The organism is Brevibacillus sp. M2.1A (genome assembly GCF_013284355.2).
Classification (GTDB): domain Bacteria; phylum Bacillota; class Bacilli; order Brevibacillales; family Brevibacillaceae; genus Brevibacillus.
In genome coordinates, this window is sequence record NZ_JABSUY020000001.1 from 3,008,149 (window position 1) to 3,032,517 (window position 24,369).

26 protein-coding genes and 2 other annotated features are annotated in these 24,369 nt (G+C 47.4%); of the genes, 16 read left to right on the forward strand and 10 right to left on the reverse strand.

The window, feature by feature from the left end; genetic code table 11:
* Positions 1 to 36: 36 nt before the first annotated feature.
* From HP567_RS14835 to HP567_RS14845, 3 genes are read right to left on the reverse strand one after another with little or no spacing between them, the layout of a single operon-like run.
* Complete coding sequence (locus HP567_RS14835) at positions 37 to 843, reverse strand: ABC transporter permease (RefSeq protein WP_173609687.1); 807 nt, start codon at positions 841 to 843, stop codon at positions 37 to 39.
* Positions 824 to 1,627: an ABC transporter ATP-binding protein gene (locus tag HP567_RS14840; protein WP_173609686.1), complete on the reverse strand. Its 804-nt coding sequence runs from the start codon at positions 1,625 to 1,627 to the stop codon at positions 824 to 826. Before HP567_RS14840 ends, HP567_RS14835 begins: the two co-directional genes overlap by 20 nt.
* A gap of 6 nt (positions 1,628 to 1,633) precedes the next feature.
* Positions 1,634 to 2,626 (reverse strand): ABC transporter substrate-binding protein, encoded by a 993-nt coding sequence (locus HP567_RS14845; RefSeq protein WP_173609685.1) that lies wholly within the window; start codon positions 2,624 to 2,626, stop codon positions 1,634 to 1,636.
* 126 nt (positions 2,627 to 2,752) lie between these two features.
* On the opposite strand from HP567_RS14845, the gene rnz reads away from it, so the two are divergent.
* The 4 genes from rnz to HP567_RS14865 all read left to right on the forward strand — a co-directional run bounded on the left by rnz (position 2,753) and on the right by HP567_RS14865 (position 4,878).
* Positions 2,753 to 3,709 (forward strand): ribonuclease Z, encoded by a 957-nt coding sequence (gene rnz, locus HP567_RS14850; protein WP_173609684.1) that lies wholly within the window; start codon positions 2,753 to 2,755, stop codon positions 3,707 to 3,709.
* Between the two features lie 43 nt (positions 3,710 to 3,752).
* Complete coding sequence (locus HP567_RS14855; RefSeq protein WP_088907054.1) at positions 3,753 to 3,977, forward strand: hypothetical protein; 225 nt, start codon at positions 3,753 to 3,755, stop codon at positions 3,975 to 3,977.
* Positions 3,978 to 4,003: 26 nt separating this feature from the next.
* Positions 4,004 to 4,660, forward strand: a complete 657-nt coding sequence (locus HP567_RS14860) for a YczE/YyaS/YitT family protein (RefSeq protein ID WP_173609683.1) — start codon at positions 4,004 to 4,006, stop codon at positions 4,658 to 4,660.
* 128 nt (positions 4,661 to 4,788) lie between these two features.
* A complete protein-coding gene (locus HP567_RS14865) occupies positions 4,789 to 4,878 on the forward strand; it encodes a YjcZ family sporulation protein (protein ID WP_100169674.1) in 90 nt (29 codons plus the stop codon).
* Between the two features lie 110 nt (positions 4,879 to 4,988).
* On the opposite strand, the gene HP567_RS14870 is transcribed toward HP567_RS14865, so the two are convergent.
* The gene (locus HP567_RS14870) at positions 4,989 to 5,261 is read right to left on the reverse strand and encodes a stage VI sporulation protein F (RefSeq protein WP_173609682.1); all 273 of its coding nucleotides are present in this window, start codon (positions 5,259 to 5,261) and stop codon (positions 4,989 to 4,991) included.
* 187 nt (positions 5,262 to 5,448) lie between these two features.
* On the opposite strand from HP567_RS14870, the gene HP567_RS14875 reads away from it, so the two are divergent.
* A complete protein-coding gene (locus HP567_RS14875; RefSeq protein WP_173609681.1) occupies positions 5,449 to 6,369 on the forward strand; it encodes a S8 family peptidase in 921 nt (306 codons plus the stop codon).
* A 67-nt stretch (positions 6,370 to 6,436) separates the two neighbouring features.
* Here the strand turns inward: HP567_RS14875 and HP567_RS14880 are convergent, their stop codons facing one another.
* Positions 6,437 to 6,763, reverse strand: a complete 327-nt coding sequence (locus tag HP567_RS14880; protein WP_173609680.1) for a hypothetical protein — start codon at positions 6,761 to 6,763, stop codon at positions 6,437 to 6,439.
* 69 nt (positions 6,764 to 6,832) lie between these two features.
* Between HP567_RS14880 and HP567_RS14885 the strand changes: the two genes are divergently transcribed.
* Both HP567_RS14885 and HP567_RS14890 read left to right on the forward strand, forming a co-directional pair.
* Complete coding sequence (locus tag HP567_RS14885) at positions 6,833 to 7,285, forward strand: YaiI/YqxD family protein (RefSeq protein ID WP_173609679.1); 453 nt, start codon at positions 6,833 to 6,835, stop codon at positions 7,283 to 7,285.
* Positions 7,282 to 7,950, forward strand: coding sequence for a phosphatase PAP2 family protein (locus HP567_RS14890; protein ID WP_173609678.1), 669 nt, complete (start codon positions 7,282 to 7,284; stop codon positions 7,948 to 7,950). The genes HP567_RS14885 and HP567_RS14890 overlap by 4 nt, the downstream gene beginning before the upstream one ends.
* A gap of 8 nt (positions 7,951 to 7,958) precedes the next feature.
* Here HP567_RS14890 and HP567_RS14895 read toward each other — a convergent pair whose 3' ends face one another.
* A complete protein-coding gene (locus HP567_RS14895) occupies positions 7,959 to 8,840 on the reverse strand; it encodes a LysR family transcriptional regulator (protein ID WP_173609677.1) in 882 nt (293 codons plus the stop codon).
* A gap of 132 nt (positions 8,841 to 8,972) precedes the next feature.
* Between HP567_RS14895 and HP567_RS14900 the strand changes: the two genes are divergently transcribed.
* Entirely contained in the window at positions 8,973 to 10,190 is a 1,218-nt protein-coding gene (locus HP567_RS14900; RefSeq protein ID WP_173609676.1) for an MDR family MFS transporter, read from the forward strand.
* 283 nt (positions 10,191 to 10,473) lie between these two features.
* Here HP567_RS14900 and HP567_RS14905 read toward each other — a convergent pair whose 3' ends face one another.
* Together HP567_RS14905 and HP567_RS14910 are read right to left on the reverse strand one after the other, a co-directional pair.
* Complete coding sequence (locus HP567_RS14905) at positions 10,474 to 11,862, reverse strand: amino acid permease (protein WP_173609675.1); 1,389 nt, start codon at positions 11,860 to 11,862, stop codon at positions 10,474 to 10,476.
* 551 nt (positions 11,863 to 12,413) lie between these two features.
* On the reverse strand, positions 12,414 to 13,832 hold the full coding sequence (locus tag HP567_RS14910; protein WP_173609674.1) for a sigma-54 interaction domain-containing protein: 1,419 nt from the start codon (positions 13,830 to 13,832) through the stop codon (positions 12,414 to 12,416).
* A 196-nt stretch (positions 13,833 to 14,028) separates the two neighbouring features.
* Here HP567_RS14910 and HP567_RS14915 point away from each other — a divergent pair, with 196 nt between their 5' ends.
* A complete protein-coding gene (locus HP567_RS14915) occupies positions 14,029 to 15,240 on the forward strand; it encodes an ornithine--oxo-acid transaminase (RefSeq protein ID WP_173609673.1) in 1,212 nt (403 codons plus the stop codon).
* A gap of 271 nt (positions 15,241 to 15,511) precedes the next feature.
* Positions 15,512 to 15,649, forward strand: a complete 138-nt coding sequence (locus HP567_RS14920) for a sporulation histidine kinase inhibitor Sda (protein ID WP_007725857.1) — start codon at positions 15,512 to 15,514, stop codon at positions 15,647 to 15,649.
* A gap of 74 nt (positions 15,650 to 15,723) precedes the next feature.
* On the opposite strand, the gene HP567_RS14925 is transcribed toward HP567_RS14920, so the two are convergent.
* Positions 15,724 to 16,233 carry a hypothetical protein gene (locus HP567_RS14925; RefSeq protein WP_173609672.1) on the reverse strand — a complete coding sequence of 170 codons (510 nt, stop codon included), beginning with the start codon at positions 16,231 to 16,233 and terminating at the stop codon, positions 15,724 to 15,726.
* Between the two features lie 408 nt (positions 16,234 to 16,641).
* Here HP567_RS14925 and HP567_RS14930 point away from each other — a divergent pair, with 408 nt between their 5' ends.
* The 5 genes from HP567_RS14930 to HP567_RS14950 all read left to right on the forward strand — a co-directional run bounded on the left by HP567_RS14930 (position 16,642) and on the right by HP567_RS14950 (position 22,891).
* Entirely contained in the window at positions 16,642 to 18,168 is a 1,527-nt protein-coding gene (locus tag HP567_RS14930; RefSeq protein WP_173609671.1) for an AbgT family transporter, read from the forward strand.
* A gap of 133 nt (positions 18,169 to 18,301) precedes the next feature.
* On the forward strand, positions 18,302 to 19,471 hold the full coding sequence (locus tag HP567_RS14935) for a MalY/PatB family protein (RefSeq protein WP_173609670.1): 1,170 nt from the start codon (positions 18,302 to 18,304) through the stop codon (positions 19,469 to 19,471).
* 78 nt (positions 19,472 to 19,549) lie between these two features.
* On the forward strand, positions 19,550 to 20,482 hold the full coding sequence (gene glsA, locus HP567_RS14940; protein ID WP_173609669.1) for a glutaminase A: 933 nt from the start codon (positions 19,550 to 19,552) through the stop codon (positions 20,480 to 20,482).
* Positions 20,483 to 20,575: 93 nt separating this feature from the next.
* Positions 20,576 to 20,857 (forward strand): YlaN family protein, encoded by a 282-nt coding sequence (locus HP567_RS14945; RefSeq protein ID WP_007725848.1) that lies wholly within the window; start codon positions 20,576 to 20,578, stop codon positions 20,855 to 20,857.
* Between the two features lie 108 nt (positions 20,858 to 20,965).
* Positions 20,966 to 21,206: a binding site (T-box leader), on the forward strand.
* A 49-nt stretch (positions 21,207 to 21,255) separates the two neighbouring features.
* Positions 21,256 to 21,493 (forward strand) — a binding site (T-box leader).
* A gap of 63 nt (positions 21,494 to 21,556) precedes the next feature.
* Positions 21,557 to 22,891: a sodium-dependent transporter gene (locus tag HP567_RS14950; RefSeq protein ID WP_173609668.1), complete on the forward strand. Its 1,335-nt coding sequence runs from the start codon at positions 21,557 to 21,559 to the stop codon at positions 22,889 to 22,891.
* A 55-nt stretch (positions 22,892 to 22,946) separates the two neighbouring features.
* On the opposite strand, the gene cax is transcribed toward HP567_RS14950, so the two are convergent.
* The gene (gene cax, locus HP567_RS14955) at positions 22,947 to 23,990 is read right to left on the reverse strand and encodes a calcium/proton exchanger (protein WP_173609667.1); all 1,044 of its coding nucleotides are present in this window, start codon (positions 23,988 to 23,990) and stop codon (positions 22,947 to 22,949) included.
* Between the two features lie 102 nt (positions 23,991 to 24,092).
* On the opposite strand from cax, the gene HP567_RS14960 reads away from it, so the two are divergent.
* A complete protein-coding gene (locus tag HP567_RS14960) occupies positions 24,093 to 24,353 on the forward strand; it encodes a hypothetical protein (RefSeq protein WP_173609666.1) in 261 nt (86 codons plus the stop codon).
* Positions 24,354 to 24,369: the final 16 nt, after the last annotated feature.

Consider the following 24,369-nt stretch of genomic DNA (forward strand, 5'->3'; position numbering starts at 1 on the left):
CCCGGTAGATGGTTGGCACCGTTTTTTAGAAGCCATCTATTTGAACTGGCTGGTGAGCCGCCGCTCTATATAGGCTACGCCTTGATACATCAGGGTAGCGATGACCGCGATAATGGCTAAGCTCATCATGACCAGGGTGAAATTAAACACTTGGAAGCCGTATATGATCAAATACCCCAAGCCTTGCTGGGATACGAGAAACTCTCCGACGATGACGCCTACCCACGAAAGTCCGACATTTACCTTCAGCGTTGCGAGAAGGGTTGGAATGGTAGCCGGCAAAATGACGAGCGTGAAGATTTGCCGTTTGCTCCCTCCGAGTGTTTGCACGACTTTGACGTAGTTTTGATTGACTTCCTTGAAGCTGGTGTAGACGTTGATCGTGGTGATGATGACCGAGATCGCGCACCCCATAGCTATGACGGAGAGCAAACCTGGACCAAAGCCGACGATAAAAACCGGACCGAGGGCTACCTTTGGCATACTGTTGGCAATAACCAGGTAAGGCTCTAGTACGCGGGAGAGAAAAGGGGACCACCATATGATCGTTGCCATGACGGTTCCCAGAATCGTTCCTAAGAGAAAGCCGATAATCGTTTCCCATACAGTCAAGCCAACATGCGGGAGAAGACTGCCATCTTGCAGCTGCAACCAAAATTGAGCCCAAATCTTGGAGGGATAGCTGAAGATGAGCGCATTTATGGTATTGGTTCGAGCCAACAGCTCCCATAAGCCGAGAAAAACGAGAAAGAGGAACAGTTGTGCGGAAAAAACGGAAAAGCTCATACGCTTTTCTAGCTGCAAGTAGCGGCGATGGACGGATTCAATTTCCTTTGGCTGCATCAGACACTACCTCCATCTCTTTCCACACGCGATGGAACAAGTCTTGGAATCCTTCATGATTTCTGGCGTCGAAGGGCAGAGCATCCCGAATCGGGCTGGGTACGACAATCTCGCTGTTGATACGTCCCGGGTTGCGTGAAAAGATATAAACGCGATCGCCCATCGCGATCGATTCGGAGAGATCATGTGTTACAAGGACTGCCGTTTTTTTATGCCGACGCAGTGTTGAAAAAATCAAGTCTTCTAGCTTGAGTTTGGTCTGATAGTCCAATGCCGAAAATGGTTCGTCAAGTAACAGCACATCCGGTTGACAGGCGAGTGTTCGGACGAGGGCAACCCGTTGCCGCATGCCGCCTGACAGCTGCAGGGGAGAGGATTTGCGCACATCAGACAGCTCCATTTCATCCAGCAGATGCAGCGCGTACTCCTCTGTTTCTTTGGTTCGGATGCCTTGGATATCGAGTCCGAGAAACACGTTGTCTTCGATGGAGCGCCAGTTGAACAAATAATCTTGCTGCAGCATGTAGCCAACTTGCCTAGACGTTCCTTGGACTTCTCTTCCGTCGATCCACACCTTGCCTGCTGTCGGCTTCTCCAGCCCTGCGATCAGGGAGAGCAGCGTCGTCTTTCCACAACCGCTGGGACCAACCAGACAAATGAATTCGCCTTCCTCCACGCGCAGGTTAATGTCTTGGACCGCCATGAACGCCCTGGTCGTGGATAAATAAAGATGGGTCACGTGGCCGAGTTCTATTTTTGCCGGCGTAGAAGAAATCTGCTTCATGACGGCCTATTTCCCTTCTTTGGATTGGATAGCAAAAGTGGTGTTTACCAGCTTGTTGTAATCAGCGCGTTGCTTTAATTCACCAGCGGAATCCATAATATCTTGTAGCTGGTTCCATTCTTTTTCGTCCAGAATGGGATCTGTCGCATAGGAGCCTTGCTCCAGGTAACGCTGTACAGCGGTTTCCAGAATCTTTGGATCGATTTGCTCGAAGTACTTGCCTATTACATCAGCCGTTTCTTTTGCACTGTGGCTGGCAACCCACTGTTGCCCTTTGTAGACCGCATTGGTAAACTTTTGGATAGCTGCTGCGTTGCTGTCGATATAGCTTTGTTTTGTCATGAAGACAGTGTAAGGAACGGTTCCGCTCTCTTTGCCAAAAGAGGCGACGACATGGCCGATTCCTTCCTGTTCAAAGCGGGAGGCTTCCGGTTCGAACAACTGTACATACGCTCCTGTACCAGATGCGAAGGAAGAGGCAATGTTTTTGAATTCGATATTCTGAATGAGTTCCAGGTCGCCTTGCGGATTGATGTTGTGCTTTTTGAGTACATACTCCCCGACCATTTGCGGCATGCCGCCTTTACGTTGCCCCAAGAAGACACTGCCTTTTAGCTTGTCGAAAGTAAAGTCATCCATTTTGGTGCGGGAGACGAGGAAGGTACCATCCGTTTGTGTGAGCTGCGCGAAGTTGACAACGGGATCGGCAGCTCCTTGCTGAGAGACGTAGATGCTGGTCTCGGAGCCGACGAGCGCGACCTCGATGCCGCCAGATAACAGAGCCGCCATCACTTTATCTCCGCCGGGAATGGTTGAGAGCTCCACTTCCAGACCTTCTTCCTTGAAAAATCCTTTTTCAAGTGCGACATATTGCGGGGCGTAAAACAAAGAACGAGTCACTTCACCAATTCTTATTTTTTCGGGAGTGCTGGAGCAGCCAGTCAAGACGGCCGTCATAACGAGAAAAGCGGCCAGCCCCAGCGCCAAAAATCGTTTCATGATAAGGAGTCCCTCCTTGCTAGGCTTTGTATGTTGTAGGCTATGCGCCCAGACAAAAAAGGGTGAATGCCTAGAGATAGAGACAGGCACATGATGAGGGAAGGCCACAAAGGAGATGGACATAGCGTGATCGTTACATTTTTAGGCACCGGATCAGGTGCACCCACTACGCGAAGAAATGTGAGTGGGATCGGCTTGCGATTTTTACAGGCAGGAAAGTGGTGGTTGTTTGACTGCGGAGAGGGGACGCAGCACCAGCTACTGCGAGCACCGATGAAAATCAGTCAATTGGACAAAATTTTTATCACCCATCTGCATGGGGATCATCTGTACGGACTGATCGGACTGCTTGCGAGCCGGTCATTGCGCAATACCGAGCCAACTCCGTTAGAGCTGTACGGACCACCGGGGCTCGATAAATATTTTCGAGCGATCATGGAGGCAAGTCCGGTTCATTTGCAATATCCATTAGAAATAAAAATCGTCAGTGAGGGCGTAATCTACGAGGACGAAGAGATCGTGGTGAGCTGTCGGATGGCGAAGCATCGCGTGCCTTCGTTTGCTTATGCCGTGGTGGAAAAGGAGAAGACAGGAGCATTTCAAGTAGAACTGGCAAAGCAGGCCGGGGTGCCGTCAGGGCCGCTGTTTGGAGCCTTGAAGAGAGGAGAACAGGTCACACTCGAGGATGGTCGTGTTCTGGACGGGAAGGACTTCGTTGGAGAGCCGCAGCCAGGACGCAAAATCGTCTTCAGTGGAGATACGGAACCGAGCCACGCGGTACTCGAGCTGGCAAAAGGGGCGGATTTGCTCGTCCACGAAGCGACCTACGCCCATCACGACAAGGAGCTGGCGACCAGAAGCGGGCATTCCACAGCACGAGAGGCGGCTCAAATTGCCAAAGAGGCTGGCGTGAAACAACTGTGTCTGACTCACTTCAGTCCACGTTATGAAGATGAAGACGGGGATTTTTCGATGGAGGATTTGTTGGCAGAGGCGCAGCAAATTTTCCCAGCGACCCAATTGGCTGACGATCTCGGCAGCATTTCTGTCAAGCGAGAGAGAAACGATGGGAGAAAGAAATAATCCTTGCTATAATGAATGATCACGATGGAGGAGGTGGGGGAGCATGAAGCGGATTACCTTTGCTACACCAGAAGAACTTATTCAACATTGTCAGTCGGAAGAAGTCAGCCTCGTTGTCGAATATCGAGACGAAGTGAACAAGCAACGCCAGGTCATTTTGACGGGCGAGCAGCTTGCAGAGGCACAGACCTACCTAAACTTCTCCAAATCCGAAGCGTATTACCGGAAGGACGGACTTTTTTACGAAGTCATCGCAGGCTGGAAGTAAAACACATCGTCAGGAGATGAGTAGACGTGTCTGGCAGAGGTTCCAACCGGTCGATTGCGGTTCGCTACATGATGTTTGTGCTTGGCTTGTTCGTTGGTGCATTCGGTACGGTGCTGGCCATTAAGGCAAACTTAGGCGTAGCACCCTGGGAAACCTTTCACATCGGCCTGCAAAAAACATTTGGATTAACGATTGGCCTATGGTCTCAGATCGTAGGAGTCGTTGTCATTTTCGCCACGTATTTGGTGGCAAAAATCAAGCCCAATTTTGGAATGTTCTTAAATATGATTTGCTTTGGCTTTTTTCTCGATCTTATCCTATGGTTGGATTTTATTCCTGAACTGCAATCAATTTGGGCGAGGTTCTTGATGTTTCTCGCAGGTGTTGTTGTTCTGGCTGTCGGAATCGGGATGTATTTGTCTCCTTCTCTTGGTGCGGGTCCGCGTGACAGCTTTATGCTGGCGATGAATGAGCGTCTTGGCTGGAGTATCCAGCGAGTCCGCCTCATCATAGAAGTAACCGTCCTGCTCGCAGGAGCAGCTTTGGGTGGACCTGTGTCAATCGGCACGATTCTGATCGCGCTGTTAACGGGACCAATGATTCAAAGGACGATTCCGTTTTGGCGTCAAGTTATGAAAAAACAGTATGAACTGCCCGAGCCAGTTGAAAGACAAGCGAGCTAATCTCCATTCAATTTGCCAGTAGCTGTGTAAAAATCCGGGAAAAACGGTCTTGTATAGGCGATGGTCCAATCATCTTTGAGCATTCGCACATACAGTATGACTAGTTGCTGGCAAAGGAGGGAAAGCGAATGAGTCTGTTCAACGGAGGATTTGACGACTTTGCTTTAATACTGGTGTTGTTCGTATTGCTCGTTATCGTTGCTTGCTCTTGCGACTAACGAAAAACACTGGGTAGCTTCGCCAGAGGGAGAGCGATTTTTCGCTCTCTCTTTTGTTTTGCATGAAAAAGGCTTCGCCAAAGAGTGGCGAAGCCAAGGGTAGACATATCTTATCCGAGACGATCATGCACTTGCTTTTTTACACTGGACATTTGCTGGTCGGATAATTTGACACCGACTGCCTTGCTGACTTTTTTAATCAGCTCGCTTAATTTCTTGTCGTCCTTCAAGTCTTTCATGGAAAAATCTTTTGCCAGTGATCGTACATCGCCCATCGTCCATTTTTTCTTGCTTTTCTTGTTGATGGACTTCAGTAAATCACGTGGATTGCCCTTCGCTTTGAGCTTGACTTTTGCCCTTGCTTTTCCTTTTGCTTTTGCCATGATGCTTCGCTCCTTTCAAAAGAATACGTCTGCCCTATGCAGTTATATGGAAATGCAAGGGGGTTCGCTTGGACAGATTCACGCCGCTTTTCGCCTATTTTGCTTAACGTTGTGCAATGGCCCAAACCCATAGGGGGAGCCATGACATAGGATGAGTCAGAACGATGCATGACGGGAGGCTAGTAGGTTGAAAATTGTCAGCTTTCATCGGGATACGCCATTTACCGAGATACTGTCAGATTTGAAAACCAAGGTTCTGACCAAAACCGAGAGACTTCCATGGCGATGCTATGATGACCTTTCTTGCTTGTGTGTCAAACAAAAGATTTTTGAGCAGCATGAGGAGCTTTTTCGAAGGTATAAAGCGATGGTGGAAGAGAACATTACCGTAAGCGTCCATGCGGAAGGGGAGGATGAAATCCCGTGGGGCGTGCGATATGTAGGGGCACAAAGATTGTGGCGAAAGGGGCGCGGAGCAGGCGTCAAAGTCGCTGTCATCGATACAGGAATCTCCCGGGATCATTTTGATTTGAGAGATCAAATAAAGGGCGGCATCCAACTTGTACGCGGCAAACAAAATGGACACGGTACGCATGTCGCAGGAATCATCGTAGCTGAGATGAACCAAAGAGGAATTGTGGGAGTGTCTCCTGAGGCCCATTTGTATGACGTCCGTGCTTTTGATCATGAAGGTCAATCATCTTTGTCGACCATTTTGCAGGCTCTGCAATGGTCGATTGCCAATAAGATGGATGTGATCAACATGAGCTTTGGCATGCCCCAATATAGCGAAGCAATGGCGCGAGCAGTTGGCAGGGCCCATCAGCAAGGAATCGTACTGGTGGCTTCTGCAGGAAACGGAGGGGGAGAAGCGGAGTATCCCGCTCGGTACGATGGTGTCATAGGGGTTAGTGCGATTGATCAAACGGGAAAATTGGCATCGTTCAGTGCGAGAGGCAAGGGCGTAAATATGAAGGCACCCGGAGTTGATATTTTGTCTACGTGGCCGGGCAATCAGTTTAAAAAGCTGAATGGTACTTCTATGGCTGCCCCGCATGTGGCAGGGCTGAAAGCGCTAGAAATTGGTCGCAAACGAAAAAAAGCGTAGCGTTTCTACGAAAAAACAGCTCCCAGGCTAAAATGAAGCCAAGGAGCTGTTGCTTTTAATAAACGAATTATTGATGGATTTTGGTGTCATGGTCTTGCTGGACACGGAACCATATATTAAGATCGTTAATAACACTGGCCAATTCGTGGATCTCGCTGTTCAATTCGCAAGATCTTACGAAATTTTCCTCTTCGGACATTTGTTTGGTTTTCTCAATGATAACCTGCTCTACCCGGTGTATTTGATCCGGAATGGTTGCGCGGATTTCTTCCCATTCCAGCAACATGTCCGCTCTTTCTACAGTCGAATAATCTTCCCATTCCAGATGCAGCACGGGAAGTCGTATACCTAGCCGTTCATCATGGATAAATTGATAGCGCAAAGGTGAACTCACTCCTCTCCACCTCCATCATACCAAAAATGAATCGGTACGGGGAGAGAAATACACACGAAAGGAGCAACCATGTCAAAAGGACGTGTTCTTATCGATGCGGATGCTTGTCCGCGCCAGGCACTCTTAACCGCCCAAGCATTGTGCAAAGAGCTCGACTGGATCTGTTTGACCTTTGCCAGTTATAATCATCAAATCGGCAACGCAAATCATGTGACGGTAGATGCCGGGCCACAAGCGGTAGATATGAAGCTGGCGAACGAAACGAGTCCGGGGGATGTCGTGGTGACACAAGATATTGGTCTGGCAGCTCTCATTCTCGGGAAGAAAGCCCATGCCCTGACACCACACGGGATGGTTTTTGACCCAGAACGGATTGCGTTTCACTTGGAAGAACGAAATGAAAAAGCGAGATATCGCCGCGGGGGAGGTCGTACGAAGGGGCCTGCTGCTCGTACACGAGAAGACGATCAACGATTTGCTGAGTCCCTGCGCTTTTTGATAGAAAGAGGAGATCAACAATGATTCAGACAACTAGAAAAAATGGATATGTAGGCGGAGCACTAGCGTTTGCTGTTCTTGCTACGATCATGTTTGCCCTCTACCTAGCAGGGAGAGTGGCAGGTATGGATCAAGCTGCCATCGCATTTGCGGAGTCGATTCGCTCGGATGTTGGGACTGCCTTTTTTCGATTGGTAACCAATCTGGGCGGAGGCATGTTCCTTGTACCAGTAGCAGTGATTATGATCGTTGTCCTATACATAAAGAAATATCGTGTGGAGGCAATGTTTGTTCTCATTTCCCTCGGTGTCAGTGAAGTCGCAAATGAGCTTTTAAAGCTGTTTTTTGCCAGACCTAGACCGAGTGGCGTCAATCTGATTGAGCTGCCGGAGTCCTTTTCGTTTCCGAGTGGTCATGCAATGATCGGACCAGCCTTTTATTGCATGGTCGGGTTTTGGATTGCCCAGTGGTTTGCGGAGAAAAGATGGTCGTCGCTTGTGCAGCCTGCGATTTTTATTTTCGTGGCATTGCTCGCGTTCAGCCGTGTGTACTTGGGCGTTCATTTTTTGAGTGATGTGCTTACTGGCTTTTTCCTGTCGATGTGCTGGTACTTTCTCCTTCGTCTTGGCTATGAAGAATGGATGGGGAGACGAAGCACAGTCGTCGACCCCATACCGCAATCCAGATAATCACGAAGCTAGGTGGAATACCCTAATTCACTCATTAAACTCAGCCATTTTTCTACGCTGGGTTTATTTTTTTTGTCCTTCGGCAAGACGATGTACGCCGAGCGTTTGGGAGGCTTATTGCCTGTGATGATCAGTTCCTTCAAGGTACCAGCCGCAAGCTCGGCTTTGACGGTAGAGCGCGTCAACAAGCTCACGCCGAGACCCTCTTTTATCAGATCGATGGCGAGCTCCGCTTTGTCTACTGTTAGCTTGGGTACGTAATTTCGCGGCAGTGTCTGTCTTATCCACTCGTTAAAAGGAGGGCCCCAATTCATGTACAGCAGCGGCAGATTGCGCAGTTCGCGCGAATCGACGTGTGTAGATGCGGCGATGGAGCTCTCTGGACAGCAAACCAGGACAATTTCATCATCCCACGTTGGAATGACGTCAAAGTTGGGTAAGGATGGAGGAACATATACGATTCCGATTTGAATCACGTTATCCAGCAAATACTGGATGACATCGGACGAGTGGCCTGTCTTTGTGCTGATAGCAATTTGTGGATACCGGTAGTGGTACTCTTTCAAGATTGGTTCGAGGGTGGATGTCCAGATCGCGTTTAAGCTGCCAATCGATAAATAGTCTTCATAAGGCTGGAGTGAGGCGACTTCATTTAGGGCTTCATGGGACAGTTTGAGAATTCTCTCTGCATACGGTAAAAGGGTTAAGCCCGCTTGGGTTATCTCAACACTTCTTTTATCACGAATGAAAAGAGGTTTGCCAACTTTTTCTTCCAGTTGCTTGATTCGCATTGTCACCGTAGACTGGACTAAGTGGAGCATTTCCGCAGCCTTGGTGAAATTTTTCGTTTGGGCCAATGTGTAGAAAGCGCGTAATTGTTCGAAGTCCATACAGTTGGAATCCCTCTTATCTAAATATTTGATTACCATATACAAAATTGTTCGTTTCCCAAATTATACCCTGTTCGCTAAGCTGGGGATATCCTTATTTCATGGGCTATCGGGAGAGCGAGGGGTATTGGAATGAAGTGGGAATGGTGGCGAGAAACGCCCTTTTCAGTGAAGCTCTTGTTAAGCACATCTTTTATGATGAATATGGGTTTTTATGCATTAATCCCATATCTCACTTTGTATTTGACAGGCAGCATCGGCTGGACACTGGCGATGGCAGGAATTGTCCTGAGTGTGAGACAGTTCTCGCAGCAAGGTCTTGCCTTTCTTGGCGGTGTGATCGCGGATGCCTTCGGATACAAAGGGGCGATGTTCCTCGGGTTGGGCGTGCGTGCTGTTGGTTTTGCGATGTTCGCTTTTTGCACCGAGACGTGGCACTTTTTTGTTGCCGCGATTCTTTCCGGTTTGGGTGGGGCGTTGTTTGAGCCTGCATGTTCTGCTGCCTATGCCATTATTACGCCTGATCCCATTCGAAAAGAAGTATTCTCCCTTCGCAATGTGCTTGGCAATATTGCAGTTGTCGGCTCTCAAATCGTGGGGACAGCACTCTCGGCTATTGATTTTACGTACATTTCGCTGTTTGCAGGGGCGGTTTTTGGTGTGAATGCTATCGTGATCTTCTTTTTATTCCCACCGATTCGCGCCACGAATACACGGCATAGTATATGGGAAAGTATGTCTACGGTAGTGAAGGACAAGCTGTTTGTACGTTATACCTTTATTTTGATGGGGTATTATTACTTGAATATGCAGGTGTTTTTAACGATTCCGCTATTTGTTGAAAATGTTACACATAGCAAGGTGAATGTAGGGATCGTGCTTTCTGCGCTTTCGCTGTTTGTGATCTTATTTCAAATGAAAGTGACACAATTGCTGGAGGGTTATCCGCAAAGGCTTACCTTGATTGGCATCGGGACGTTGTTTATGAGCGTGGGACTATTTTTGTTCACGTTTGCTGATTCATTGTGGCTCATTCTCTTGGATGTGTTCCTTTTTGCACTAGGTACCATGATTGCTGTTCCGAATCTGGTGGATGTCGTTCCCCGTTTTGCTCCTAAAGATTTGGTGGGCGCCTATTATGGCTTTAACGGATATTCGATTGCCATCGGAGGTTCATTTGGACAGGTAGCGGGAGGATGGGTGTACGATGTCGGGCTGCGTTTGCAAACGCCGTGGCTGCCGTGGACCATTTGTTTGGTCATTGGTTTTTGGGTGGCCTGGATGCTGCATCGTATGGAACAACAAACCGGACAAATCGGGAATGATTTGAAGAAAATAGCTCGCTCATAAATATTTTTGGGCGAAATGAAACATTTTCCATTGTTCATACGTATATATCGATAGAGATGATTGGCGCAAGAAAGTGAGGGAATTTTATGGAAGATATGAAAAAGCTGAAGCGCATGTTGCTGGTAACGAGTTCCCTTGGATTTGCAGTCTTTGCCATGGTAGTCGTTACGGAAATTGTCCGAATCTCATTGTAGCAATGCCAAGCCTAACGCATCGCATATAAAACATGAAAAGCTTGCAGTCCCTTCTTGAAAGTAGGGGGCTGCAAGCTTTTCTTTTTGATTTACGCTTCGAGTTTCTTTTTTAAATGGAATTGATACACGCATATCGCAATGATCATGAACGGAACTCCGCAGTACAAGGCGATGCGCTGTTCTGGATCGAATGCCAGACTCACGAGAACGAGCAAGTTCAAGATCAAGGAGATCAAAGGCAGTATAGGGTACAAAGGTGTACGGAACTTCAGGTCCTCCAGCTTTCCTCCATTTTTCAGGTAATGGCGACGGAAAGCGAGCTGCGAAGCGGAGATGGAGATCCATCCCACCTGTGCGCCGAGACCAGCGATGGACAAGAGCACCATGAACACCGTATCTTCTGCAAAAATACCGGACAGAAGAGACAAGAGAGCAATGGCAAACGTAATCAACAAAGCGTTCATCGGAATGCCTTTTCCATTTACCGCCCCAAGCTTTTTCGAAGCCATTCCTTCTTTGGACAGGGAGTAAAGCATACGAGTTGCTGCGTACAAACCAGAGTTGGCCACAGACAGAAGTGCTGTCAGGACAACGAAGTTCATAATGTCAGCTGCATAAGGAATCCCAATGCTGTCAAATACGACGACAAATGGACTTTCAATCACACCCGCCTGTTGGTGTGGAATCATCCCTGCCACAATGGCAATCGCCAGAATGAAGAATACGAGTGTGCGCCAAACCGTCGTACGAATGGCCTTCGGAATCGTCTTCTCTGGATTCTCACTTTCTCCAGCCGCAATCCCGATTAACTCGGTACCTTGAAAGGAGAAGTTCACGGTGATCATCGTCATCAGCAAGCCTGTAATTCCAAAGGGGAGAAGCGGGCTTTCTGTAAAGTTGGTGAGCATTGGCGCAGGCTGACCGTTTTTTAGGTCGATAATGCCAAACATCGCCGCTCCACCCAAGATGATGAACAAGATGATAGCGCTTACTTTAATGCTGGAAAACCAGAACTCAGACTCACCGAACGCTCGAGCAGATAAAGCATTTAATAAGAAGAGCACTACACCGAAGATCGCACACCACATCCAAACAGGTGAGTCAGGGAACCAACGTTGCATCAGCAATCCTGATGACAACAACTCTAAAGCAACGGTCACGGCCCAACCAAGCCAATACAACCAGCCTACACCAAACCCAAGTGCTGGGCTAACAAAGCGAGTCATATATGTTTGGAACGAACCGGCCACTGGCATGGCAACTGTGAGCTCGCCCAGACATAGCATAGTCAGGTACATGATAAAGCCGCCGACTAAATAGGAGAGAATGGCACCAACTGGTCCTGCCTGACTAATTGTATAACCTGATCCGAGGAATAACCCGGTTCCGATTACGCCGCCAAGAGAAATCATAAAGAGGTGTCTGCTGTTCATCGTGCGTTTCAATTGATTGTGCTGTTCCATGTTGCTTTGGGACATATAACCCTCTCCTTCACGCGAGTATGTTAAATGGATGTATGCGTTTTCAGGCGCGATAGCGATATATGCTCTGCAAGAATGATACCAAATGAAATACTTTATGAAAATATTATTTTTGAGGTATATCCTGGCAAAAAGTGCAAAATGATTCGGCAGTTGATGCAAAATAATTAAAAAAACGCCAAATCTCTTGGCGTTTATTAAAATTGATAAGGGAATAATTGGATTGGCTGAATAGCATCTCATGAGATTATCATGCAAGTTTTTTAGGGAACGATGAACCAACAAAACTGTCGAGAAGAAAAAGCGCAGGGCTCGTAGACCTTGACAAAGCCTACCCAGTCGGAACTGCAAAAAGGGGACCACGCTTGTCGAACACTTCTTCCTCGAGAACCTTCCGCCCGTAGGGTGGCTTTGGCTCGACGGACCCCTTTTTGCAGTGGAGACGGATAGTGAATCACCTTTGCAAGCGTGTCAGAGTCGAAGAGAACTGTGCTTTTTCTTCTCCTCCACTATGTTGACTCAAACCAAAACGTTTTTATTGGTATGCTTTACCCCTTTATCCCCAGCTTACGCAAACGATATTGCAAGCTCTGACGACTGATTTGTAATTCCTTGGCTGCTCTTGAAATATTTCCGTTATAGCGTTCCACAACATGGTGAATATATGCTGTTTCAAATTCTTGCATCGTTTCCTTCAACGGCTTTCCTTCGTCCACAAATGGCAACGTGTGGGGGGAAGGTTGCTCGATTGTTACAGAAGCGGCTGGCATACGACGCAAAAAGTGTAAGGGCAAGTGTTCATAACGGATGGTTGATTCGTCAATCATCAGATTCATGGCCCCCTCAATCAAGTGCTGAAGTTCACGCACATTGCCAGGCCAGTCATGCTGAATAAAAAATTGCAGAACCTCGTCACTGATGCTTCTTACCTCCATTTGGAACAGCTCATTGTATTTTTCGATAAAATGGCTGACCAGCATCGGAATATCTTCCTTGCGTTCCCGAAGCGGGGGGAGAAATAACGTGACGACTCCGAGCCGATAGTACAGATCTTTTCGCAAATGCGAATTGGCGATTGCTTCAACAGGATCTTCATTGATAGCCGCAATAATTCGTACATCGATCGTTCGATCCTTTGTGTCACCAATACGTCTAATCGACTTCTCTTGCAGAGCACGCAACAATTTTGCTTGTAGTGGCATACTAAGCGAGTTGATTTCGTCGAGAAAAAGTGTTCCGCCTTCTGCTTGCTCAAACAAGCCAGGTCGCTCTACTGCGCCGGTAAATGCTCCGCGAGCAGTTCCAAACAATAACCCTTCGATCAGGCTATCCGGAAGTGCAGCGCAGTTTTGTGAGATAAGGGGACCAGATGCACGCAGGCTGGCATTATGGATGCTTTGCACGAACAGCTCTTTCCCGGCACCAGTCTCACCGACTACCAATACGGATGAGGAGGTGCGTGCTGCGCGTTTGGCATTCTCGATGACATCGAGAATTGGACCGCTTCTCCCGATAATGTGCTCGAATGTGTAGCGTGACCCGTTTTTTTGCAGCAGGTTTTCTCTGATCAATCGTTCCATCTTGGTAACATCATTGGCGATTTCCATCGCCCCGATGATCTTGCCATTTACAATGATGGGGTACGTATTGTTGATGGTTGAAATTTCTTTTTGCTTGTCATTGAAATACGTTTGGCGTGTATTGCGGATGCTATTTCCGGTACGCAAGCATGTGAGCAAGGTACTTTCCTGACCAGACGGGAACTGAAAAACTTCTGCCAAAGGTTTGTGCAAAACATCTTGTCTGGTCATCGATTCCAGCTCGGTCATTTTGGCATTGTATACAATCGTTGTCCCGTCCGAATCGATGACGTGTACACCTTCATTCATTCTGTCCAAAGTATGTTCATAAATGCGCAAGAGAGTGTCAGCAGAAGAATTATGCGTAGAAGACGACACTGTGGTCACCAGCCTTTCCTTATGAGGGTATCATAGCATAAAGGGAATGAGTGCAAAAACATTATGCACTGCAAAAGATTACGAATGCGAGATGCAAAATTTTTTTGCTCAACTCATCGAATTGGATCGACTTTTTGGGGTTTTGCTGTTTGGCATCGTTCTTGCTAGATAATTTTAGCAAGTGATCTTGAAGGAGGCTAACGACATGAGTAAAACAAACGTGGTTATTGAACAAACAGAAAAATTTGGTGCGCACAACTATCATCCGCTACCGATCGTTATTTCCAAAGCAGAAGGCGTATGGGTACACGATCCGGAAGGCAATAAATATCTGGATATGCTGAGTGCATATTCTGCGCTGAACCAAGGACATCGTCATCCACGTATCATCCAAGCTCTGAAAGATCAAGCAGATAAAGTAACGCTCACTTCCCGAGCTTTTTACAATGACCAACTGGGTGAATTCTACGAAAAGCTCTCTGCGGTGACAGGTAAAGAAATGATCTTGCCAATGAACACCGGTGCTGAAGCAGTAGAGACGGCACTCAAAGCAGTTCGTCGCTGGGCTTATGATGTGAAAAAAGTACCAGAAAACCAAGCAGAAATCATCGTATGTGAAGGCAACTTCCATGGTCGCACTGTCACAGTGACTTCCTTCTCTTCTGCAGAAGAGTACAGACGTGGCTTCGGGCCATTTACACCTGGTTTCAAAATCATTCCTTATGGCGATATTGAAGCGCTTAAGCAAGCGATTACACCGAATACAGCAGCATTCATGCTGGAGCCAATTCAAGGAGAAGCAGGGATCATCATTCCGCAAGAGGGCTTCTTGAAGCAGGCACAAGAGGTATGTAAAGCAAACAACGTACTCTTGGTCAGCGACGAGATCCAAACGGGCTTCGGACGCACAGGTAAAATGTTTGCCAGCGATTGGGAAAATGTAGTACCAGATATGTACATCATGGGGAAAGCTCTTGGGGGTGGCGTGTTCCCGATCTCCGCAGTAGCAGCAGATAAAGAGATCTTGAGCGTATTTGAGCCAGGCTCCCACGGTTCTACTTTTGGCGGAAACCCACTCGGATGTGCGGTTGCCATCGCAGCTATGGATGTATTGGCTGACGAAGGTCTCGTACAGCGCTCCCTGGAAATGGGCGCATACTTCATGGAGAAATTGAAAGAAATCAACAACCCGATTATCAAGGAAATTCGCGGACGCGGTCTGTTCATTGGCTTGGAGCTGACTACAGCGGCTCGTCCATATTGCGAAAAACTAAAAGAACTGGGACTCCTGTGCAAAGAAACACATGAGACAACCATTCGCTTTGCACCGCCACTTGTTATCAGCAAAGAAGACCTGGATTGGGCAATTGATCGCATCAAACAAGTTCTGCACGTGACAGAAGCAGCAAACGCATAAAAGCAACAAGGAAAGCCATCCTGTACAGGGTGGCTTTTTTGTGGGTTATTATGACAGAATAATCGCATCATTCGTTCGACAAATTTCGACTGACTGTGGATAAAAGAAAAAAAACATCCACAAAGGAAATGCTTGGATGCTTATAAGTTACACACAATTTGCCCACATGTTACCAACAAGATGTCCACATTGCTTGTGGATATCCGAACGATTGTTCGATACAAATGCTTCTGGTACAATGGGCTCATATTAAGGATGGAGGTGAGCAAAGGTGAAATACTTAAGTGACCAAATGTTGATAGAAGTATATCATCGAGCTGTCGACCTTCAACTAGATGCAGCTTTTATCGAATTGCTTCGCGAAGAACTACAGCATCGGAATATCCGTATCACGCAGTTCAGCGCCTAAGAGCAAAATCATCACACATACGTCACATATGGCAAAAGCCATCCTCTTTTTTCGGGAGGATGGCTTTTGTTATCTTACGCTTGCTCCGTAATAAACTCAAAAGCGGTAATTCCTTTAATTGGTTCTTCATTGGCAAGCAACATTTCAGGCAAATAAAAATACACAGGACCATCCTCTTTAATAGGCCTGCCGCCTTTGGAGAATTGGAGGATGGCTCTTCTTGCCTCGGCAAGTGGAAGAACGATCGCTTCCTCATCCTCGCGGTGAAGACGGACATGAGTCACCTCTGGTAGGGGCTCAGCATTTGTAATGAAGGGATCAAGGCGCATTCCGTACTCGCCTTCGAGCACTTTGCGTTCTTCGGCTAAACTTTTTCTTTCGGAAGGAAGCGTAGCTCCTTCGCGCAATTCCTTATCCCACTGCGTACCTGTGCCAGCCAAATATTTTGCTTGCGTGGCCAGCGAGCTATCATCTTCGCCCGAGTATGTTTTCAGATCGAATTTGCGTTCATCAAAAACCCAGACGGTTGGATCCAATGTAATAGGGAAAGCAATAGCCCCTTTGAACACGATAACATCAGACATGCGTCATTCCTCCGTGGTCGTTCATAATCAATCTCTATATTACTATAGACCAGCAAATGACAGCAATTATCGGAAAAGCGAAAATTTCATAAAATAGTCTAAAAATTATTGACATACATTTTACAGATTATATAATCATATTAGAAAGTTATTATGTGAGAGTGAACTTTGCCTGTGATATTTGAATTCCTACTGAAAAGTGGGGGGGCCAGATAAAAGGCATTGTGTACAAGCCTTTCGATTTTTGAAAAGGCTTTCACGAAAAAAGGGAAGCTCACTTCGTCTTTCTCCCGCTGAACCATCAACGGCGATGAGCGCTAGAGAAGGAAACCTACATCATTCATCCCGAGGATGGTTGCAAAGCCGCAGAAACATTCAGGGAATTCAAACGACTTAGGGGGCGAAACTATGGCGAAAGGCACGAATGTGCAAGCAGATCTGATGAAGCAAAAAGGTATTTTAAAATGGATTGAAACCGTAGGGAATAAACTCCCGCACCCATTTGTACTGTTCATTATTTTGTGTGGCGTGTTAATGGTCGTCTCTGCAATCCTCGCAGCCATGGATTTTTCGGTTATACATCCTGCAAAAGGCGAAGAGGTTGCTGTAAAGAGTTTGCTTAGCGTCGAAGGTATTCATTGGATGTTAACGAGCATGCTGAAAAACTTTATTGAATTTCCAGCACTTGGCCTCGTTCTGGCGATGACGCTTGGAATTGGACTGGCAGAAAAAATCGGTCTTTTGACGACAGTTCTACGCAAAATGATGGCAGGCATTCCGGCAGCCGTTGTCAGTTATGCCATTGTCCTTGTCGGTATTTTAGGAAATCTTGCTTCTGATGCAGCCATGGTTATTATTCCTCCGCTTGGCGGTCTCGTGTTCTTGGCAATGGGGCGTCACCCGATTGCAGGCTTTGCAGCTGGTATGGCTGGTGTATCCTCCGGTTTTACAGCGAACTTTTTCATTGCCGGCACAGATGCTCTCTTGGCAGGGATCAGTACCGAAGTAGCGAAAACAATTGATCCAAATGCAATGGTTACACCTGTAGATAACTGGTTCTTCATGTCAGCTTCCGTTGTCATCCTCGCTTTCTTTGGAGGGTGGATTACCGATAAAATCATCGAACCACGTCTTGGCACGTATCACGGGGATCGAAACGTACAATTCGAGGAAGTAACTCCGCAAGAAAACAAAGCACTGCGCAAAGCTGGTATCGCAGCATTGATTTTCGTAGTCATTGTAGGGTTGCTGGTCGTTCCGGAGGGTTCACTGCTGCGTGATCCAAAGACAGGTGACTTCTTGACCTCACCGTTTTTGAAAGGGATCATTCCCATCATCTTGTTGTTCTTCGTGACTGTGTCGTTTGTGTACGGCAGAGCAATGGGACTGATTAAAACATCGAAGGACATTCCGCATTACATGTCCGAAGCCATCAAGGATATGTCAGGCTTTATTGTGTTAGCGTTTACAGCAGCGCAGTTCATCGCGTTCTTTAACTGGAGCAACATTGGTATTTTGATGGCTGTCAATGGTGCAGAATTCATGACAAGCATGGGCCTGACAGGCTTGCCGATCATTATTGCCTTCACCCTATTCACAGGTGTTTGTAGCTTGTTTATCACGAGTGGTTCAGCTTTGTGGGCGATCCTCGCACCTGTATTTATGCCAATGCTGATGCTGTTGGATTACAATCCGGCGTTTATCCAAGTCGCTTATCGGATTGCGGACTCCGCAACCAATACGATTTCACCTGTGAATCCGTACATCCCGCTCTTCCTGGCTTTCTATCAGAAGTATAATAAGAATGCCGGGATGGGAACGATTTTCTCTACCATGACTCCATTTGCAATCGTTTTCTTGGTTGTATGGATCTTGCAGTTGACAGTATGGTACTTCCTGGATCTTCCATTTGGCCCTGGCGTATACGCTCGCTAGTTTATTATTTAGTAAGAAGAGAGTCGCTCATCAGGGCGGCTCTTTTTTTCGTGCACCAGAAGCTTGGACAATTGGAAAAAGACGGTTTATGCTGTGTGTATGTAAGTGAAGGGACTACGGGGAGGGAACGAGCGTGTACGATTTTGATCAGCGCATCGAACGTAAAGGGACAGACAGTGTCAAATGGGAGATTCAAAATCCGAGAGTCAACGGAGAAGGGATGCTTCCGCTGTGGGTGGCCGACATGGATTTTGCTTGCGCTCCTGAAATCACAGAGGCATTGATCAAACGAGCAAATCACCCGATATACGGATATACGTTGAAGTCAAATGCCCTTTATCAGAGCTTGAAAGAGTGGATACACAAGCGATTTGGTGTAGAGGTAGACGTGAGCTGGATGACAGGGATACCTGGGGTCGTTCCCGGCATTCACGTCGCTGTAGAGGCTTTTACAGCCCCAGGAGACGGTGTCTTGATCCAGACGCCCGTGTACCATCCTTTTAATCATGCAGTCGAAAATCGCGGACGTCATGTCGTTGCCAGCCCACTCATAGAGCGTGACGGGCGTTATGAAATGAATTGGGATGATCTCGAACAAAAGCTGAGCGACACGCGAGTGAAGCTCATGCTGCTCTGCACACCGCATAATCCGATCGGCAGGGTATGGACCAGAGAAGAGCTGGAGCGCTTGGGGAGATTGTGTGTAGAAAATGGCGTGATTGTGGTTGCCGACGAGATTCATTCGGATTTGGTCTATGAGCCAAATGTTCATACGCCTTACTATTCGCTGGCACCGGAGCTGGCTAACCAGAGCGTTACCTTTCTATCAGCCGCCAAAACGTTTAATTTGGCTGGCCTGTATACTTCCTATTTGGTGGCAGAAAATCTGCAGTTATTGCGGGACTTCCAGGACACAGCATCCAAAATGGGCTACGAGAACCTGAATCTGTTTGGGATGGAAGCAACGATCGCTGCCTACCAACATGGAGAAACATGGCTGGAAGAACTGTTAATCTATTTACGTAAGAATGCGGCCTACGTACATGAGTTTTTATCGACTCGTGTTCCGGGGGTATCTATGGCAATTCCAGAAGCGACATACTTGGGGTGGATGGATTTTAGACAGTTAGGTTGTAGTCAGGCGGAGTTGAACAAGCTCATTCGCGAGGAGGCAAAGCTCGGTTTGCACGATGGCACGACGTTTGGGCCAGATGGTGCAGGGTTTATGCGAATTAATTTTGCCTGCCCGAGATCGATTCTAGTCGAAGCGATGGAACGATTGGAGCACGCTGTTCAGAAGTAGGGATAATTTGACATGTCCCCTATAGAAATCTACAATCGAATCTGTATACATCGACGTAATAGACAGAGGGGATTTTCGATGGATTTGAAGCAAGCGTCTGAACAATTGTTACAAGTACGCAACCAATCACTTGAGTATACACACAATGGGAGTGTAGCGTCCTACATCCCTGAATTGGCAAAAGTCGAACCACATCAATTGGGGGTGGCTGTATGCTTGCCCGATGGGACGATCCTTTCTGCTGGTGATGCAGATGTGCCATTCTCGATGCAAAGCATCTCCAAGATTTTCTCGCTGATCGTCGCCTTATGCCAGAACGGGAAGGAATACGTGTTTCGGCATGTGGGGAAAGAGCCAACTGGCGACCCGTTTAATTCGATTATTAAACTGGAGACGACCGAATCCCATAAACCACTGAACCCGATGATCAATGCAGGAGCCATTGCGGTTGCTGGCATGATTCGTGGCGCTAATGTGGACGAGCGGATAGATGCTGTGCTGGCTTTGATGCGGAAAATGACGGGAAACCCTCATCTTACGATCAATCAAGCTGTTTATTGTTCTGAAAAGAAAACGGCTGATCGCAATCGTGCCCTCGCTTGGTTTCTAAAGGACAGCGGCATTCTCGAAACAGATGTAGAAGAGACGCTTGATCTGTATTTTCGCCATTGCTCGATAGAAGTGACAGCGAAGGAAGTAGCTACACTAGGGATGGTCCTTGCAGCGGACGGAATTCTCGTGAATACGGGTGAGCGAGTGATTCCAGAAGAGGTAGCAAGAATCTGCAAGACTTTCATGGTGACTTGTGGGATGTACAATGCCTCTGGTGAGTTTGCGATTGACGTAGGAATCCCTGCGAAAAGCGGGGTTGCCGGCGGTATTATGGCAACCGTGCCACAGCGTATGGGGATTGGTGTGTTCGGTCCGTCCTTGGATGAAAAAGGAAATTCGGTAGCCGGTGTCAAGCTGTTGGAGCTACTCTCAAAAGAGTGGAAGCTTGGTATCTTTTAGCTTCTTGCAGTTGATCTGTCTTCTCCCCTTTTCAAATGGCCCAGAATCGCGTACTATGTATGATAAGGATGGAGGCAAACGGAGGGATAGGTTTTGACAGAAATTAAGGTTCCCGATCTGGAACAAAAAGCGCTAGCGTTGCTTCAAGCAGACGCCGACAAAATTTACAAGCTGATCGACGTACAGATGGAAAACCTGACCATGCCGCAGTGCCCACTGTATGAAGAAGTGCTGGATACCCAAATGTTCGGGCTTTCTCGTGAAGTAGAGTACGCGGTCCGCTTAGGACTGATTAGTGAAGACATTGGTCGAGAAATTATGGGTTCATTGGAACGTAAATTGGCCCATCTTCATGAACTGTTTAATCAAAAGTAAGGCGAGGAGAGCGGCGATTATCCTCGCTTTTCATTTTGTTAAAAGAAAAAACACTTGCCTATTTCGTATATTTATATTAAATTAAATTCTATAATTTTTTATTAATTTTGAAATGCGATGATGGAGACTAGTATGCGGAATCACCGCTTGTCAGGGAGAAGCTGCCTTAGACTGTAAGCAGCTTTGAAGCGCGCCCCGTAGAATTCCCTCCTGAGCAGCCCTCTTAATGGCTTTTCGCCTAGTAGGAGGAATCGGGTCATTCCCGTTATCAATGATGGAGAGAAGTGTGTAGGGGTTCTGTATCCCGTGCACTTAATCAGGGTGGTACCGCGAATAACTCGTCCCTTTTTTGGACGGGTTTTTTTAATTTTCGTGAATGCCCAACAATCGAATCATAGAAACAAGCAAGGAAAGAGACTAGTAAACGGACCTGCTACATGACAGGAAAGGCTGCCATAGACTGAGAGCAGCCTGATGGAAGCCCCGTTGAATTCACTCTTGAGCTGACCTCTGAACGCAGGCGCCGCCAGTAGGAGAGTCCGGGTCACACCCGTTATCAATGACGAAGCGAGGCATCGCCTTTAGGGGGATGTCTAAGTAGGGTGGTACCGCGAGAAATGAAAACTCGTCCCTTTTTGGGGCGGGTTTTTTTGTATCCATTTTTGAGCATAAAAAGAATATCTTTGGAGGGTGAAGACTATGAAACAAGCCGAACAATGGACGAGCAGGCTCGGCTTCATCTTGGCAGCAGCAGGCTCGGCGATTGGATTGGGGGCCATTTGGAAATTTCCTTATATGGTCGGAACGAGCGGTGGTGGAGCGTTTTTTCTCCTTTTCATCATCTTTACACTAGCAATTGGTCTTCCGCTGTTGCTAGGAGAATTCACAATCGGACGCAGTACGCAAAAAGAGGCGATCAGTGCGTACAAAACAATTGCGCCAGGGTCACTCTGGCATTGGATCGGTCGCCTTGGGGTGATCACTTGCTTCTTGCTCTTGTCCTTTTACAGTGTAGTGGGGGGCTGGATTCTTAGTTATCTTCTTCGCGGGTTTACTGGTCAATTGCAAGGGCCAGCTTATGACAAAGTGTTTGGTGACGTTATCGGTGATCCTGTTAGTGCAGTCGTTGCGCAGTTGGTTTTCATGCTCATCACTGCATGGGTAGTCGCGAGAGGCGTACAGAGTGGAATTGAGTCCGCTAACAAGTACATGATGCCTGGTTTGTTCCTTTTATTCATGGTATTGATGGTTCGTTCCTTGACGTTGGATGGAGCGATGGAGGGCGTTTCCTTCTTTCTGAGTCCTGATTTTTCCAAGCTGAGTGCACAATCGATCCTGTACGCATTGGGCCAATCCTTTTTCGCGCTGAGCGTCGGGGTGTCTGTCATGGTCACGTACAGCTCGTACCTTGCCAAAAACGAAAGTCTGGTTCGTTCTGCTGGATCGATTGTCAGTTTGAATCTGCTCGTATCGCTGTTTGCCGGTTTGGCGATTTTCCCTGCTGTCTTCTCCCTTGGAGTAGAGCCAACAGCAGGGCCGGGATTACTGTTTATCGTACTGCCTTCTGTGTTTGAACAAATTGCCTTCGGTAGTATTTTTCTGTTAATCTTTTTGGCTCTTTTCCTTTTCGCTACGTTGACTTCGGCTTTTTCGATGTTGGAAATTATCGTCGCATCTCTTGCAAAAGGGGACGAAGCAAAGCGCAAGCGCCTTGCTTGGGTGGTTGGTCTGTTGATCTTTATCGTCGGTGTACCGTCGGCGTTGTCATTCGGCGTATGGAGCGAGGTTACGCTGTTCGGTAAATCTATCTTTGATGCGATGGACTTTTTGGTCAGCAATATCTTGATGCCGCTGGGAGCGCTGCTTATTGCGATCTTCGTTCCTTTGAAAATGAAGCGGGAGACCTTGATCAACGAGCTGGGGGCGCATACTTCTCTGGGCAAACGCCTGTTTATTGTTTGGCTTCTCCTGATTAAATATGTAGCACCTATCGCGATTCTCGCCGTTTTCCTGCAAATGCTGGGAATCTGGTAAAACAACGAAAGGCTTCGCCACTTTAGGATGGCGGAGCCTTTTTTGTTCCTGCGCCCTACGCGAAGAAAAAAACCGTACCCAAAATAATATACACCGTCAAAAGGAGTACGCCTTCAAACCAGTTCGTAGCGCCATCCCGTGTGATGGAAATCGTAATAAAGGTAGCAACTCCGATCGCAGCTAATTCAAAGCTAGTGAACACGATGTCCATCGGATTGCCTAGCAAGAGACTGAGAATGACGAGAGTAGGGGCCACAAACAAGGCAATCTGCAAGCTGGAGCCGATCGCGATTTCGACTGCTGCACCGATGCGTCCTTTTAGTGCCAAAAGCATGGCAGCGCTGTGCTCTGCCGCATTCCCGATGATCGCAATGACAAAAGCACCGACGAATAACTCTGACCACCCTAACGATTCGGAGACATGCTGAACTCCCTCTACCAGCCATTCCGAGACAACGGCCACGAAAAAGGTGGAGACAGCAAGCATCAAGAGAGAGACGCCTTTTGACCATACCGCATCACTTTCTTGCGGCTCGATATCCGATAAAAAATCACTGTGGGTAATCATTGAAAAGATGAGCCATAAAATGTAGGCAATGATGAGCAGGCTGGCGATGACGATGCTGATGATCTCTACCTTGATCATAGGCAGATCAAACATGAAGACTGCCGGTATGAACAAAGCGACGATTGCGAGTGTCATCAGGGAAGCATTGTGACTGGCCAGCCTGCTATTGAAGGTTTGTTCCTTGTACTTAAGACCGCCCAGTAGCGTGCTCAAGCCGAGAACCAACAGCATATTTCCGATGATCGCACCGGTAATAGAGGCTTTGACCATATCGAACAAGCCTTCTTTCACCAGAAAAAAAGCAATAATAAGTTCAGCGGCATTTCCGAAGGTAGCGTTAAGAAAGCCCCCGATTCGGTCCCCAGCATAATGGGCGACGCTCTCTGTCGATTTTCCGAGCCAAGCCGCCAAAAAAATGATGGCAAGGGAAGACGTGGCGAATTGGAGCATTTCATTTCCAGAAAAATAGTGGGCGTAAAGGGCTAATAGCATGCTCCCGCCTACTAATGAGAAAAAGAGTTTCAAGTTCATTTCATCACCTCAGCAGTTTTTACGCATCTCTAAACCTTATAGGTATAGAGTTCCTGTTCTGGACAAAACTAACCATGAACTAGAAAAGGGAGGTGTTTTTTTATGACCCAGCCTTTATTGTGCCCGACATGTAAATCGAATCGGATGAGGTTCACTGTCATTGAGCAGACCCCTCGCTATATAAGACTGGATCCACAGTCAGGCGAAGTCGTAGCAGAACTCCATCAAGACCAGCTCGATATGTTTCACCAGCCGTACAAAGGTGAGAACTACATGATACAATGTGGAGTTTGCGGGACCACTGAACCGGAAGAACGATTCATCAAAATGGCCCAGCATTTCCAATCGCAGCGTTCGAAATGAAACGCGAAAAGGAAAA